Origin of the sequence: Pectobacterium zantedeschiae, assembly GCF_004137795.1 — a bacterium.
Classification (GTDB): Bacteria; Pseudomonadota; Gammaproteobacteria; order Enterobacterales; family Enterobacteriaceae; genus Pectobacterium; species Pectobacterium zantedeschiae.
On the sequence record NZ_NWTM01000001.1, the window covers coordinates 423,690 to 439,348 of the forward strand.

The 15,659-nt window shown below is 53.9% G+C and carries 12 protein-coding genes and 1 pseudogene; 5 read left to right on the forward strand and 8 right to left on the reverse strand.

What is annotated here, in order from left to right; genetic code table 11:
- Positions 1–189: 189 nt before the first annotated feature.
- Positions 190–1,404 (reverse strand): sensor histidine kinase, encoded by a 1,215-nt coding sequence (locus CLR69_RS01940; protein ID WP_129711781.1) that lies wholly within the window; start codon positions 1,402–1,404, stop codon positions 190–192.
- Between the two features lie 5 nt (positions 1,405–1,409).
- The gene (locus tag CLR69_RS01945; RefSeq protein WP_039292677.1) at positions 1,410–2,099 is read right to left on the reverse strand and encodes a response regulator; all 690 of its coding nucleotides are present in this window, start codon (positions 2,097–2,099) and stop codon (positions 1,410–1,412) included.
- Between the two features lie 155 nt (positions 2,100–2,254).
- Between CLR69_RS01945 and CLR69_RS01950 the strand changes: the two genes are divergently transcribed.
- The 3 genes from CLR69_RS01950 to CLR69_RS01960 are packed head-to-tail and all read left to right on the forward strand — an operon-like array spanning position 2,255 to position 7,262.
- Complete coding sequence (locus tag CLR69_RS01950; RefSeq protein WP_129705648.1) at positions 2,255–3,070, forward strand: MipA/OmpV family protein; 816 nt, start codon at positions 2,255–2,257, stop codon at positions 3,068–3,070.
- A gap of 26 nt (positions 3,071–3,096) precedes the next feature.
- Positions 3,097–4,179 carry an efflux RND transporter periplasmic adaptor subunit gene (locus CLR69_RS01955; RefSeq protein WP_129705650.1) on the forward strand — a complete coding sequence of 361 codons (1,083 nt, stop codon included), beginning with the start codon at positions 3,097–3,099 and terminating at the stop codon, positions 4,177–4,179.
- The gene (locus CLR69_RS01960; protein ID WP_129711780.1) at positions 4,179–7,262 is read left to right on the forward strand and encodes an efflux RND transporter permease subunit; all 3,084 of its coding nucleotides are present in this window, start codon (positions 4,179–4,181) and stop codon (positions 7,260–7,262) included. The genes CLR69_RS01955 and CLR69_RS01960 overlap by 1 nt, the downstream gene beginning before the upstream one ends.
- Positions 7,263–7,325: 63 nt before the next feature.
- Here the strand turns inward: CLR69_RS01960 and CLR69_RS01965 are convergent, their stop codons facing one another.
- From CLR69_RS01965 to CLR69_RS01990, 6 genes and pseudogenes are all read right to left on the reverse strand, one after another.
- The gene (locus CLR69_RS01965; protein ID WP_129705654.1) at positions 7,326–8,507 is read right to left on the reverse strand and encodes a mandelate racemase/muconate lactonizing enzyme family protein; all 1,182 of its coding nucleotides are present in this window, start codon (positions 8,505–8,507) and stop codon (positions 7,326–7,328) included.
- 41 nt (positions 8,508–8,548) lie between these two features.
- Complete coding sequence (locus CLR69_RS01970) at positions 8,549–9,283, reverse strand: alpha/beta hydrolase (RefSeq protein WP_129705656.1); 735 nt, start codon at positions 9,281–9,283, stop codon at positions 8,549–8,551.
- Between the two features lie 174 nt (positions 9,284–9,457).
- Positions 9,458–10,957, reverse strand: coding sequence for a SulP family inorganic anion transporter (locus tag CLR69_RS01975; protein WP_129711779.1), 1,500 nt, complete (start codon positions 10,955–10,957; stop codon positions 9,458–9,460).
- 331 nt (positions 10,958–11,288) lie between these two features.
- Positions 11,289–12,461, reverse strand: a complete 1,173-nt coding sequence (locus CLR69_RS01980) for a CocE/NonD family hydrolase (RefSeq protein ID WP_129711778.1) — start codon at positions 12,459–12,461, stop codon at positions 11,289–11,291.
- Positions 12,462–12,615: 154 nt separating this feature from the next.
- Positions 12,616–12,831, reverse strand: a pseudogene (locus CLR69_RS23070) (Arm DNA-binding domain-containing protein); the annotation flags it as partial.
- An 86-nt stretch (positions 12,832–12,917) separates the two neighbouring features.
- Positions 12,918–13,838, reverse strand: a complete 921-nt coding sequence (locus CLR69_RS01990; RefSeq protein ID WP_129711777.1) for a LysR family transcriptional regulator — start codon at positions 13,836–13,838, stop codon at positions 12,918–12,920.
- Positions 13,839–13,979: 141 nt separating this feature from the next.
- On the opposite strand from CLR69_RS01990, the gene CLR69_RS01995 reads away from it, so the two are divergent.
- Positions 13,980–14,369 carry a RidA family protein gene (locus CLR69_RS01995; protein WP_129705662.1) on the forward strand — a complete coding sequence of 130 codons (390 nt, stop codon included), beginning with the start codon at positions 13,980–13,982 and terminating at the stop codon, positions 14,367–14,369.
- Positions 14,370–14,518: 149 nt separating this feature from the next.
- Positions 14,519–15,478, forward strand: a complete 960-nt coding sequence (locus CLR69_RS02000; protein ID WP_129711776.1) for a quinone oxidoreductase family protein — start codon at positions 14,519–14,521, stop codon at positions 15,476–15,478.
- Positions 15,479–15,659: the final 181 nt, after the last annotated feature.

Genomic DNA, 15,659 nt, shown 5'->3' on the forward strand with positions numbered 1-15,659 from the left:
GGAGAAAAGCCGTGTTGAACCGCGGTCTTCTTCGCTGTAGGGCATGGAGTCTGGGGTGGCTGCGTTTGTCTCATCATTTGGCGAATGAATATCGCCATGATTTTCCGGTTTTTTACCTGAGAAAGGGCATAGCAATAATTTCGCTATGCTTTTCCGTTATTGTTTATTGACCAGCGGCACGCTGCTACGTCAGACGCTGTGTGGCAGTGTCATCACGATGGCAAGCCCGCCGTTATTGCCGCGTTCTGCATAAATAGCGCCACCATGGGCAGTGATAATGGCTGAGGCGATAGACAGCCCAAGACCGCTGCCGCCGGAGTGTCTTGCGCGTGAATGTTCTGCCCGCCAGAAGCGGTCGAAAAGCAGGGGAAGCGATTCTGCCTCAATCCCTGGCCCGTGGTCAGAAACCGTAATCTGCCAGCACGGCACGTTTTCTCGTACCGTCATTTCACGAACGGTCATTTCACGCACCTCAATTGCCAGATAGCGGCCATCGCTGGCGTAACTTAAGGCGTTCTCGATCAGAATAGAGAACACCTGTCCCAATCGTTCTCGGTCGGCAATACAAAAGTCATGCTGTTCGATATGCACATGTGTCTGAAACCCGGCCTGCTCTAGCTGAGGTCGATACCAGGTAAGCCGCTCAGTGACGATCTCGTCGAAATAAAGCGGCGTTTTGACCAACTGCAACTGTCCGGCTCTGGCGAGTGAAAGGAAATGCAGATCCTGAATCACGTGATTGAGCTGTTCAAGCTGTTTGATAACCATCGTCAGCTGTGATTTATCGCGTGGAAAGACGTCATCAAGCATGCCCTGAACGCGCCCCATTGCCGCGTTTAACGGTGTACGCAGTTCATGGGCCAACGCGGCGCTGGATTCGCGCAATTCCCGTTCGTAGCGCTCTAGCTGTTCGGTCATATTATTAAAGTCGTCCGCCAGCGTAATCAGCTCCATCGGTACCTGCTCGACCAGTTGCGTGCGAGTCTCGAACTTTCCTTTAGCAACGTCGCGTGCGGCGCTGGCGATATTGGAAAATTGCTGCGATAGCGGTCGCGCCCGCCACAGCACGATGACAACCACGGTTGGTAAGGCGATCATGACCATGATCGCGAGCACCAGCCAGTCGGTGCTGGCAATATTCGGCACAAAGAAATCCGAGCCATAATACTGATTGATAATGTGTTGGTAGCGAGGATTACCGTAATCTTTCTGTTCACTTAACTGTTGAAACTCAGCCCGTACCTCGTCTGGCATTTGCTGTTCGACGTAGACATTGTTGATGGCGAAGCGCAGCCACATTAGCGTGGCAATGATGAGCAGGGTGGCGAGCAGCAGAGAAATAATACGAAAGCACAGCCAGCGCCATAGCGACATTTTTTCTGACAGAAAGATCGATTTTTTCATCAGATTCACCGGAATCGATAGCCGACAGAACGGACGGTAACGAGCACATTAATGATGTCGTACTGGTTGAGTTTCTTCCTGAGGTTATGGACGTGGGTATCCACCACGCGCTCCAGCGCATCACTTTCCGGCAGGCAGGCTTCCAGCAGTTCACCGCGAGTGAAGGCACGATTTGGTGCTTTGAGCAGCGTCACCAGAATGTTGAATTCGGTAGGTGTCAGATCGAGAACGACAGATTCGGACGGTGATAGCGCAATGCTTGCCGTCACGGAGGTCGGATCAACCGATAAATTTTCGAATGTCAGGATCGCATCTTCCCGGATGGCATAGCCAGTCCGCCGTAGCACGGCCTGCACTCGCGCTACCACTTCCTGTGGGTTATAGGGTTTGACGACATAATCATCCGCGCCGTAACGCAGCGCGCCGATCCTTTCCGGCTCATCTCCGATGGCGGTGACCATAATCACGGGAATATTACTGCGCTGTCGCAGGGCGGACAGCACCTCAGAACCATTCATTTTCGGCAGCATCACGTCCAGCAAAATCAAATCGGGTTTACTGGTCAACGCCATGTGCAGACCCTTTTGTCCATCAGATGCAATAGAAACCTGATAGCCATCACGCCGCAGATAAGCTTCAAGCACGCTGGCTGCATCCATATCGTCTTCAATAACCAACACCCGTTTTTCTGCCATCGACGACCTCTTGATGAAATCTTAAAAAACCACAAAGCATTTCTTGACCAAGCGTCAGCATAATTCGTCACGGTGCTGAAAAGCCAACACCAATTAGCATTGCACCCGCCGGGGAAGCACCACGGTGCAAGATTACCGCGTTAAAGAGGGGATGTATGAACATAACAACAATGATTTTATCTACCAGTTTGTCCGCTATCGTGCTATCTGGCACAGCATTCGCCGCGGAGTCGGAAGCATCACCGCCTTCGTTTTTGGGTGACCACACGGATGTTATCGTTGGCGTTGCGGCCCAGAATGCGCCGCGTTACAGGGGGAGTAAAGATCGTCAGACCACCGCGCTGCCTGTGCTAACGGTTCAGCGTGGAGCGCTCTATTTCGACTCCTCGCACGGTATTGGCTGGCAATACCAGTCTCCTTCTGGTTTTTATCTCGACCATGCGATTGGCTACGACATGGGAAGGGATGACAAAAACAGCAATTGGCGTGCGGGTTCGAACCGTTTGAAAGGGATGGGGAAAATTAAGGGATCGGTGATTACCACCGTAACGGCGGGGTATCAGTTTGCACCTTGGCTGGCGCTGGAAGCGAGCGGTGAGTTTGCGCTGAGTGAGAGAGAAAGGGGAAATCAGTATCGCGTCGGGGCAAAGAGCACGGTGTGGCAGTCCGCGACAAAAGACGACGTGCTGGCGCTGTCGGCAGACGTGTTGATGGGTGATGCTCGTTTTAATCAAACCTACTATGGCGTGACGCAGCAGCAGAGCAGTCGTTCTGGGTTGGCGGCCTATCATGCTGGTAAAGGCGTCTATGGTTATGCGCTGGGCGCGAACTGGACGCATCAATTTAGCCCAGTATGGTCAACCAACGTCGGGGTTACCTCTACGTGGCTTACTGATAAAGTGGCGGATAGTCAGGTTGTGGAACGACGGAATGATACTGGCGCAACGCTGGCTGTTCTGTATTCGTTCTGATGGTGTTTGATGAGTGAGAGGATGTGATGATGGTCAGCCGTTTTGCCTTTTGTCTGCTGTCGGCCCTATTGCTTAGCGGCTGTGACAGTACCGATGATTCGCCTGCGTCACCGCCCGTGAGGCCAGTAAAAACGTTGGTCGTCATGCCAGCGATGAGCCGCGAACCCGTGACGTTGACGGGGGAGATTCGCCCGCATGAAGAAACGGCATTAGGTTTCCGGCTGGATGGCCGCATCCTTAATCGTCTGGTGGATGTGGGGGCTTCCGTGAAGCGTGGTGATGTGATTGCGACGCTTGATGCTCGCGACAGCGAAAATCAGCTGCGCAGCGCACAGGCAGATTTAGCCAGTGCAGCCTCGGCGGAACGGCTGGCGAAAAGCAATTTCTCCCGTATGAAGGCGTTAGCGCCGGGCGGAGCCATTGCGCGGGTACAGCTTGATGAAGCGCAGGCAAATTGGGATGCCGCCGTTTCCCGGCGCGAAAGCGCACAGACAACCGTCAAAGGAGCACAGGAGCGCCTCGGCTATACGCAACTCACATCCGCACAGGATGGTGTGATAACAACGGTCAGTGCGAATCCCGGTCAGGTGGTCAGTGCCGGACAGGAGGTCGTCAGGCTGGCTTCGCTCGATGGGCGCGATGCGGTGTTTGATGTGCCAGAACGTCTGGTCAATCAGTCGCTTCCCTCGCGCACTATTCTTGTATCGCTGCTATCCGATCCGGCTATTCAGGCACAAGGGCGCGTGCGTGACATCAGTCCGCAGGCCGATACGGTCACGCGAACGTTTCGGGTTCGTGTGATGTTAACCTCGCCACCGGCTGCGATGGTACTGGGTGCCAGCGTAAATGGCGCAATACAGCAGTCCGACACAGCTGTTATCGAACTGCCCGCGTCTGCACTCACCCGTCAGGGAGATCAACCCGCTGTCTATGTTGTGAATTCCGATACCCAGACGGTGCGTTTGCAGCCCGTTACCGTCGCACGCTACAGCGACACGGCGGTCTACATCACCGATGGACTGAAGCAGGGTGACCGCGTAGTAACCGCTGGCGTCAGTAAGCTACGGCCGGATGAAAAAATTCGGCTAAGTGATGAGGAGCGTCGCTGATGTCTCGTGAATCTCAACCTTCTACCTCTACTCGCTTCAATCTCTCCGCCTGGGCACTGGCACATCAGCAGGTGGTCGCGTTTATGATGCTGGTGATTATGGCGGCAGGGGTGATGAGCTACCAGCGCTTGCCCCGCAACGAGGATCCGGCGTTTACCATCAAATCTGCCGTGGTGTCTGCCGCTTGGCCGGGGGCGACGGTGAACGATACAGTCAATTTCGTCACCGATAAACTGGAGAAAAAATTACAGGAAACGCCGTATCTCGATTATGTCGAGAGCTACACCCGCGCCGGGGAAGCGGTGGTTTTCGTTAACCTGCGCGATGATACGCCGCCTTCTGCCGTGCCGAATATCTGGTATACGGTGCGTAAGAAGATGACGGATATTTCCAGTTCTCTCCCCGATGGCGTCAGCCCGCCCGCCGTTAATGACGAGTTTGATGATACGTTCGGCACGATTTATGGCTTCACTGCTGATGGGTTCTCACCGCGGGAACTGCGCGATCGCGTCGAGGATATTCGCTCTGCGTTACTGAGCGTGCCGGATGTCGGTAAAGTCGACATGCTGGGGGTGGAAGAGGAACAGATCGTAGTAACATTTTCTCCCCGTCGGCTGGCCGGATTAGGGATCGATTCGCAGCAGGTTATTGATTCACTTAAGGCGCAGAATGCGGTCACGCCAGCCGGAATTATCCGTACTGAGGATGAGAAGATCGCCGTGCGTGTCAGCGGAGCATTTACTTCTGAAGAGAGTCTGCGCCAGATCACCTTACGCATCGGCGGGAAATTTGTTCCGCTTACCGATATCGCCACCATTAGCCGTGAAATAGCGGAACCGCCGTCGCCGACGTTCCGAGTAAATGGCGAGAAAGCCATTGGGCTTGCTATTTCTATGGCGCCTACTGGCAACATGCTCAATTTTGGTCAGGCTATTCGCGAAAAAATGAACACGCTTTCTGCCCAGCTACCGCATGGGATAGAAATGACGCGTGTGGCCGATCAGGCCGAGGTGGTTAAAGGCGCGGTCGGCGGCTTTATCAAAGTATTGCTGGAGGCCGTTGCCATCGTGTTGGCGGTGTCGTTCGTCTCTCTCGGCAGCCGAGCTGGGCTGGTCGTTGCTGCATCCATCCCTATTGTGCTGGCGATGACCTTTATTGGCATGGAGATAACCGGCATTGGCTTACAGCGTATCTCGCTCGGGGCGCTGATTATTTCGCTGGGGCTGCTGGTAGATGATGCCATGATTACGGTAGAAGCCATGGTGTCGAAGCTGGAAGAAGGGTGGGATCGTAAACGAGCGGCGGCTTGGGCGTATGAAAGCACGGCTTTTCCCATGCTGACGGGGACGCTGGTGATGATTGCCGGATTTATTCCCGTCGGGTTTGCCGCATCCAGCGCGGGTGAATACTGCTTTTCGCTCTTTGTCGTTGTCCTTATTGCCTTGTTGAGTTCCTGGATCGTCGCGATTCTTTTTTCCCCGCTGCTCGGTGTCTGGCTGTTGCCAAAAACGTTTCGTCACCATCACAACGAACCGGGGCGAGTGGGCCGCATTTATCGTCAGTGGCTGCAACGGGCGTTGGTTAATCGGGGAATGACGTTAATCATTGCCGTGCTCCTGCTGGTTGTCGCCTTGTTCGGCGCAACCCGATTAGAGGGGGAATTCTTTCCCGCGTCGGATAGGCCGGAACTGCTGGTCAGCCTGACGTTGCCCTCGAATGCATCACAGGCCGCGACGGAAACGCAGGCGAAACGTCTGGAGGCCGTGCTGAAAGACGATCCTGATGTTGACCATTTCTCTACCTATGTTGGGTCGGGCGCAGTGCGTTTTTATCTCCCGATGGATGTGCTATTGAGCCACGAAAATATAGCTCAATTGGTGGTGGTGGCAAAAAGTCTGGATGCGCGAGACGCGCTGGCGACACGGTTGAATCAGGTACTTGAGCGCGACTTCAGTAATATTGTAGCGCGTGTATCCGCACTGGAATTGGGGCCGCCAGTGGGGTGGCCACTTAAATACCGAGTTGCGGGGCCGGATATTCATCGTGTCCGTGATATTGCTCAGGGGCTTGCCAGTCTGGTGGGAAACCGGGCTGATGTCCGCGAGGTAAATCTGACGGCGGGTGAACCCGAACGTTCGGTGAACGTGGTACTGAATCAGACCGAAGCTCGCGCGGTTGGAATCAGCTCGCAGGATGTGGCCAGCATGCTGGCGGCGATATTCTCCGGTTCAACGCTGACCTCGGTGCGTGATGAAAACCGATTGGTGGATGTGGTCGTTCGCGGTACGCCGCAGGAACGCAGAGACGTCGCCACGATCGCCAACCTGCAAATTCCGATTGCAGATGGTCGCTCGGTACCGCTGGGGCAGATTGCCACGGTGTCGTACGGTGTTGACGATCCAATTATCTGGCGGCGTCAGCGCGAACCGTTCATTACGGTACAGATGGATGTCGCGCCGGGTGTGCGTGCACCGGCGCTGTCTCAAAAACTGGCGCCGGAAATTGAACGCTACCGCGCCTCGTTACCGGCGGGATATCACATCACGGAAGGCGGTGTTGCGGCAGAGTCCGACAAGGGCAATGGCTCTGTATATGCGGTGTTGCCCGTTACGCTGTTGGTAATGTTGGTGCTGTTAATGATTCAGTTACAGCGTATTTCCCGCATGGTGCTGGCATTCCTGACTGCGCCGTTTGGTCTGATCGGCATCGTTGCCGCCATGCTGCCGACCGGAACGCCGATGGGGTTTGTGGCGCTGTTAGGCGCGATTGCGCTAGCGGGAATGATTATTCGTAATGCGGTCATTCTGATTGGTGAAGTCGATCTGAATGTGAAAAATGGACAACTTGCCACGGAGGCGATCGTGAATGCGGCCAGCCATCGTTCACGTCCGATAGTGCTGACCGCGTTGGCGGCGATTCTTGGCATGATCCCGATTGCGCATCAGGTGTTTTGGGGGCCAATGGCCTACGCGATTATCGGCGGGTTGATGGTGGCAACGCTGCTGACGTTACTTGCTCTGCCTGCAGCGCTGAGCTTATTGATGCAGTGGGAAGGGCGGAAGGTGGAAAATCCTTCGGCTTAGGGAAAATACGACAGGTCGTGACGCTATCATTGACACGTCACGACCTGTTGACACGCTTTCACTTTATTGATCGACGACGGATCCGTCGACGTGCAGTCGAGTTTTCAGACCGCGACGGCGGTAGGGGAAACGGTTCTCCAGATCGTCCGCTAGCTCAATGCCAATGCCGGATTGCGTCGGTATCTCCATAAATCCATCTACGCATTTGAACGTGTTCTTCACGACGTCTTTTTTCCTCACGCCGTTCTCTACACCCGTCGCACCAAATTTTTCTGACAGCGCGGGTTGGTCATCCCCCGGATATTCCAGTAGCGCAAAATTCGGGATGCTGACGGCGATCTGTAAACAGGCAGCGGTTGAGACGGGGCTAAGTGGGTTATGCGGTACCACCATCAAATCGTTGGCCTCGGCCAATGCTGCCACTTTTTTCGCTCCGGTAATTCCGCCGCACATGCAGACATCAGGGCGAACATAAGCGACGGCATTACGGCGAATCAGCATCGCGAATTCCTGCGGATTATTCAGGCGTTCACCGGTGGCGATAGGAATATTGATTTTGTCGGCAACTTCCGCCATAGAGTCGAAATTATCCGCGCCGATAGGGTCTTCAATAAAATACGGATAAAACGGCTCAATGCCGCGAGCGAACACCACGGCATCGGCGGGTTTCAGGCGACGGTGGACTTCAATACACAGGTCGACATCGTTACCGACTGCTTCTCGGTAAAGGCCGATACGCTCGATGGCTTCACCGATCTCTTTGGCGTGAGTGGTGAAATAGGGCGTATCACGCGATTCATCCAGAAAAGGCGTAAGATGACCAATCGCGGTAAAACCGTCAGCTTTGGCCTTTTTCAGGTTGGCGATAGTTTCTTCGGTGGTTCGCCCTCCTGCATGGGCATAAACGCGTGCCTTGTCGCGGCAGCGGCCTCCCAGCAGATTATAAACCGGTGTATCGTAATATTTGCCCGCGATGTCCCACAGGGCAATATCAATGGCGCTGATGGCACCCATGATGGCGGCACCGCGAAAATGCCAGCAGCGGTACATATATTGCCAGTGGTGCTCAATACGCAGCGGATCTTGCCCGATCAGGTAAGTGCGTAATGCCTCCACTGCACCTTTAGACGCATCGAGAAATCCCCAGGCACCTGATTCGCCAATACCCTTTAGTCCCTCGTCGGTGGTGACCTCAACAAACATATATCGGTTCGCTAAAATTACGCGTACATCGGTAATTTTCATCAATGCTTTCCTTAAGTTAGCCTGCTTAGCATTGAGTCTAATCACAGAGGCGTGCGGGTTGTCAATGTTGACGTCAGCAGAACGGTTAGCGCATCAGGTGCATCGATCATGGCGTCGTGGTCGCTGTCGAGCGTCAGAAAACGCCAGCTTGGATCAGTCTGAGCGCGTTGTACCGAGGTGGTGAGGTAGTTGCCCGCCGCACGCGTGCAGCGGATGTAAGTTTTTTTCAGAGTTGGGGGCGCGGGCGGTAAGGCGATGGGTTCAAAGTAGGTGTTTACCGGCTGCGGCGTCAGGCGGGTATCGACCCACTCGCGGTCAGCTTCATTTACGCCAAACAGCAGCGATGGAAGCGGGGGAATGTGCCACTCGGGGTCACGTGTAGCCTGCGTCTGGTAGGTGGTGATAAGGTCGGGCGCGTGATCCAGTAGCTTCTCACCTGATGTGGGTAAGAACGCGTCCAGCAGGATCAGATGGCTGACGACGTCCGGCAATTGATATGCGGCAGCCGTGGCGGGAAACCCACCATAGCTGTGTCCGACCAGCGTAACATCGCGCCAACCCTGTTGGTGGATCGTGTCGATAATATCGTGAATGTGGGTAGACAGATTAATGCCGCGCGATAGTTCGTCACGGCGTTCCGCTAACCCTGTGAGCGTCGGTGCAGTGGCGGCGAAACCTGTGGCAGTAAGCCGTTCGGTCACGCGGGCCCAGCACCAGCCGCCGTGCCAGGCACCGTGTATCAGCACGAACGTCGTGGCAGATGTGTCAGCGGACATGGCGATTCTCTGACGTGCGCGGAATAAGCGTTGTGGGCATGCTCTCCTCCTTTAAGTGAGGAGATAAGATAAAGGATCTGCCCGATACGCTTTAGTTTGATTCCGGTTATTCATATCCACAGGAGAGATATACCGACAGTTTCCCCTTGGCCGTAACCAAGGGGATTGGCACGATTAGAGATGCCCTGAAAGGCGCTGGTGAATTTTGCTGCTGTGGTTATCCAGTCCTATGATCGAAACTTTCGCGTCGTAACGGTGATAGCGGGTTTCTATAGCGTCGAGTGCTGCTACGCTGGAGGCATCCCAGATTTGGGCGTGCGTCAGATCGATAGTGACGTTCTGCGGGTCTTGCGCATAGAGGAAGTGTTCAAAGAGATCGTTGCTGCTGCCGAAGAATAGCGGCCCACGTACCGTGTAGTGCACCGACTGCCCATCTTCGCTCACGCGACGTTCTGCATGAATGACGTGCGCCACGCGGCGTGCAAACAACAGGATGGCAAAGATAACGCCACCTGCCACGCCGATTGCAAGATTTCCCGTCGAGACGGTGGCGATCACCGTTACCACGACCACTAACGTTTCTGACAACGGCATACGTTTCAGTGTGCTGGGGTGCAGGCTATGCCAGTTCATCGTTTTCAGCGCGACAATCATCATAATCCCTGCCAGCACCACCATCGGAATCTTAGCCATGATTTCGCTCAGACCGGTTACCAGCAGCAACAGCACCAGTGCGGCGGCGAGGGTAGAGACACGCGTACGTGCTTTCCCTAGCTCCACGTTGACCACCGTTTGTCCGATCATCGCACATCCGGCGATGCCGCCGTAGAATCCGGCGAAGATATTGGCGACGCCCAGTCCCCAGCATTCGCGGCGTTTGCTGGACGGTGTATCTGTGATGTCGTCTACCAGTTTGGCAGTTAACAGCGATTCCATCAGCCCGACGAAGGCAATACTGAGTGCGGTTGGCCAGATGATGCGCAATGTCTCAAGATGGAACGGCACCAGCCACTGGGTGAAACCTGGCAATCCGGGCTGCATGGGGCCAGCATCGCCGACGTTAGGCACCGTGATGCCGGTAAACATGGCAATCGCTGTCACGGTCACAATCGCGACCAGCGGTGCGGGAATGTTTTTTACCACGTAGGGCAGCAGCAAAACGATCGCTACTGTTAACGCAAATAGCAGCCAGACAAGCGAAGATTGCCCATAAATATGCGGCACCTGCGCGGCGAAAATCAGGATGCCTAATGCATTGACGAAACCGATCATTACCGAGCGTGGAATGTAGCGCATCATTCTCGCCAACCCAGCCAGCCCAAACAGGATCTGAATAAGCCCTGCCATAATCACGGCGGGCAGAATATAGGCCACACCGTGCGCGTGCACCATTGGGCCGATAACCAGCGCCACGGCACCCGCCGCCGCCGTAACCATCGCTGGCCTGCCGCCGAGAAAGGACATGGTGAAACATAAAATGATAGACGCGAACAGGCTGACTTTGGGATCAACCCCCGCGATGATGGAAAACGAAATCACCTCTGGGATAAGTGCCAGTGCGGTGATGGTACCTGCCAAAACTTCGCGCATCAGCAGCGAGGGTGAGCGTAAGGCGGCAAGCGTTGACGTGGCTGATTGAACCGGTGTCGGCGTTGCATCGGGTGATGAGATCATAATGTGCAGGCTCTTACTTTTTCTTATTTATACCCGTAATACTTCAAGCTGCTTGCGCATTGGCAATACTCGGTTCATCTCTGAGCCGCCGCAAGCGGCGTTCAAGTCAGCTAAGCCGATTTGTCCTTACTCATCCCTGTCACTTATCCGAGTAAGCTCCAGGGATTCGCGTGGTTGCCACTTTCACGCAACTCGAAGATTTGGCGTATATAGGTCAATGACGAAAGGCGGGAGAGGATAAATTATCGGCAGTATAAAAGATACTGCCCTGTGTAGGAGGGGAAGGGGCGGTTTGCTGAAGTACGAAAGAATTTCCTGGGTCATGGTAGATCTACTCGACTACAACCTGATCATTGATGGCATAGACCGTGCAGTTGGTCGCTCCTTTGTGCTGGAATTTTTCGCAGTTTCTGATGGCTGCATCAGCCGCTTCGTGGCCAGTTCGCGCCCAGTATGCCGTTCCCCATGCACCGTCCCTGCCTGTCGCAAAAGCTTTTTCATAAAGCCGTGCCGTTTCATATTTTCTGAACGCTTCTTTGCCTGCGAGGTTATTAAGGTTTGAGGGGGAAACGAGATGGGTTACTGGCAAGGCCATTGCTTCCTCTGATGGTAAGTGTTGCTGTGCAAGGAAAACCGCCACGCGTTTCCACCAGAAATTCTCTGGAGCCGTATCCATAAAAACGTGTCCATTGTTTCCAAAAGCAGGCATTTCAGTAAATTCAGCTTTACCTCCACCACTGCGATAGGCTTCATAAAATGCCCTGCCCATTTCCGGGGTGAAAGATTTATCATTGCTGGAATAGAGCCATAGAGAAGGGATGCGCGCTGTTACACCATAGCTGGTGAATGCTTTAATCAGACCGGGTCTATCACAAAGTGATTTGCCGTCGATAGAACCCCTTCCTCCGTCAAAATTGATTATCGCTTGAACGCCGGGAGGATTAACTGCGCCAGTTGCCAGAACCGCAAAGCCGCCTGCCGACATGCCTGTGAGGACTGCTTTATCAGGAGAGGCCCAGGGCTGGTGCCTTATTGCTTCAAGCGCGGCCAGTATATCCCTGGTGTCTTTTTCTCCTGCCAGCTTATGCAGCGGCTGCTTACAGGAACCATCTAAATATTCAGCCCCGCCACTTGAATAGCCGTAGCCTTCCCGCAGAACGGTAACAGCAGCATAACCGTGGCGTGCAAAGGCAAGCGCGGCTGATGATTCGCGATTTGGATTCATTTCCCAGCGATCGAATTCGGCAGTACCCACAGTTCCGTTCGTGATCACCGCCACAGGGAGCTTTGTCTGACCGACTGGCCGGGTGACAAATGCATCCAGTATCGCTGGCTGACCAGTATCCAGCGTTACCAGCAACGAAAGTGGTTCTCTGATCAGGCCTTCGAATTGCTGATTTTTCAGTGAAACATTTTGTTGTGCTGCGATGGAGGAAAAGGTGAAACAAAACAATGCAGTGGTGACAATTACTCGGGTAAGACGGGCTATAGAGTGGTGTCGCATTTCTGTTAACCTTGGCTCGTGTTTGATGATGTATTTTCATTCAAAACTGCTCGATGAATATCAGATATTTATTCTGGCTTCAACGGTAACTGAAGGTCTATTTAGCCGTGGTTTACACTCATTATTGGCTTCTTTCTCTTCTCCTTTTTCCAGTGATTCCGTCCTCTAACATCGGTGCAAACAGGGCGGCAGAAACATAAGAATAGGTACCTAAGCTGAGGTGGGATTCTTTTCTATTGATTGGATAGTTGAGATGTCAGAGGCGTGAACTGCCTGGATTAACCAAAAGGTACAGACCGTAATAATCGGACACGTTGAAGGATTTTACGGATGACTTTACGTTGCGGATTTTTGAGCAGTTAAGAGACATTGGAATCATTCCGTCATCGAACCAACCTGACCCCAAATCTGACCACCAATCGACGCTAATGAGCGAATCAGAGGGCTGGGATGTAGTTACTTATGGTTGGAATTGGGGACATGTTGCTGCATCAATTCAACGATCCAATCAATAAAAACTCGCAGTTTGGCGTTGACATGGCGGTTCGGCGGAAATGCCAGATACAGGGGCATTGGATTAATACGCCACTGTTCAAATAGCGGAATCAATGAGCCACAAGCCTGATGTGCTGCCGCCATATAGACTGGCAGCGCAATCACGCCTAACCCAGCTAACCCTGCTTCGAGGTAAGCATTGCCATCATCTACTGCAAGCACATAGCTGCTCTTGATTTCAATCTGTTCATTCTCACTGTGCAGTACCAGAGAATCAATTTTGCCGGTGCGTGAGGACAAGAATCCCACAATGCGATGGTCCGTGTTTTCCAGCTCTCGCGGATGTGCCGGGGCACCAAGGCGTTCCACATAACTCGGTGCGACATAAACACCAATTTGCAAATCGCCGACATGACGTGCGATCAGGGACTGGTCGTTGATTTCGCCACCGCGCAAGACGCAATCCACATTGTCGCCGATCAGATCCACCACCCGGTCGCTCACGCCCATGTCGAACTGGATATCAGGGTAGCGTGCGTGGAAAGCCGGTAGCGCCGGCACCAACACAAAGCGGGCCAACGGACTGGGCACATCCACCCGTAGCCGTCCTCTGGGCGTAATCGCCGTACTTGACAGGCTGTTTTCAGCATCCTCCATGTCCGCCAGGATGCGGATAACGCGCTCGTAGTAGGCCGCGCCATCAGGAGTGACACCGAGCTTGCGGGTGGTGCGATGGAGTAACTTGACGCGCAGGCGCGCTTCCAACTGCTGAATGAGTTGTGTCACCGTGGTTTTGCTCATATGAAGTGTTTGGGCAGCCTTTGTGAAGCTACCTGCCTCCACCACACGAGCAAAGGCGCGCATCGCATCGAAACGATCCATTCCTTATCCTCTCTTTTCACCGATTGTTTGGATTTTACAAACAATGATGGACAAAGTCGCTTGTTTATCCACCCGATCTGGTACCTGTAAAGTGTCTTTATATTCATTGGGCTGATTTCGCCCCATTGCAAAGGTATAAACATGACAACACGCGAAGCAGTTTTTCCCTTTGGTCGACAGGTGCTCTATGAGCGCAATCGGTATTCACCAGCCATCAAATCTAACGGCTTCTTGTTTGTTTCGGGGCAGGTTGGTAGCCGAGAGGATGGTTCGCCTGAACAGGATCTAAACGCGCAGGTCAGGCTGGCATTCGATAACCTTAATGCTGTTCTCACGGCTGCGGGCTGCACGTTCGGTGACGTGGTTGACGTTACCCTCTTTGTCGTCGATCCCGAGTCAAACCTCGACACTATCTGGAGTATCCTGCCAGAATATTGGGGGGAAGCGCCTTACCCTACGTTGACCGGGATCGGCGTGACGTGGCTTTACGGATTCAAGTTTGAGATTAAGGTGATTGCCAGGCTGCCCTAAGAGTTACGGGTTTTTCCGCCAGTCGAAAATTCAGCAGGGCAGCCCGCGCTGCCTGTAGAGGCAACAAAGATATTTCTGAAGTGCTATATGCCGGATCGGGATGGTTTGCCAGACTGGTCTGGATTTACTGATGAGACAAAGGAATATTTATGAAAGCAGCGGTTTATGACGTGGAAGGCGCTCCCGGCGTCCTGAAATATGTCGATATCCCCGATCCGGTCACAGGGCCTGACGACATCCTTATTTCTGTCGAGGCTATCTCGATTGAAGGTGGCGATCTGATCAACCGCCGTTCAACTCCGCCGCCTCTTCCTTCATGGGTCGTCGGCTACGCGGCCGCGGGCACAGTTGTTGCAGTGGGATCGAACGTCCGTAGCCGTACGGTTGGGGACAGAGTCGCTGCTTTTAACATGCAGGGATCACATGCGGAACGTTGGGCTGTGCCTGCGGAACGAACTTGGCTTATACCAGATGGGGTGGATACGGCAGAAGCGGCGGTGTTACCGATTTCTTTTGGAACCGCATACCATTGCCTCTTCACACGAGGCATGCTCCGGCGTGGAGAAACTGTCCTTATTCAGGCAGCAGCTGGTGGCGTGGGGCTTGCGGCCGTTCAGCTTGCCTCACAAGCAGGTGCCACGGTTATCGCCGTGGCAAGCGGAACGCAGCGAAGAAGCCGGTTGCTTGAACTTGGTGCCGATCATGTCGTGGATCGTGCAGAGAATAACGTCGTGAACAGTGTCCGACAGTACACCGATGGCACCGGTGTTGACCTCGTCATCGATCCGGTGGGGACGACGTTGCCTGTTTCGCTTTCTGCACTCGCTCTGGAAGGACGTCTCGTCTTCGTCGGTAATGCGGGCGGTGGCAGCCTGACTGTCGACTTGTGGCCGCCAATGCAGTCTAACCAGACACTCATGGGGGTATTCATGGGACCCCTTTTTGAAAGGCCCGGAGTTCGGGCAAGTGTGGACGACATGTTGCAGGCTGTAGCAGCAGGACGAATCAGGGTTGTCATTGACCGCATTTTTCCCCTGGCCAATGCTGCCGCGGCCCACGAATTCGCCGAGACAGCGAAACCGCTTGGTCGCATCGTTATGAAGCCATGAGGCGCGTTTGACCCGTATGAGTGCGCAGGGCTAATTACTTGGTTCTGGTGTCAAGGCTAAGTTCAGATGTCAGGGGAAGGGCAAAGCTGAAATGTCCGCTCTGAGCCAAAGCGGTCCTAATTTTTCAGGATGAACACATGCAACGTCGGCAGGAAGGCGCTCCAGTGGCAGGGCAAGATAG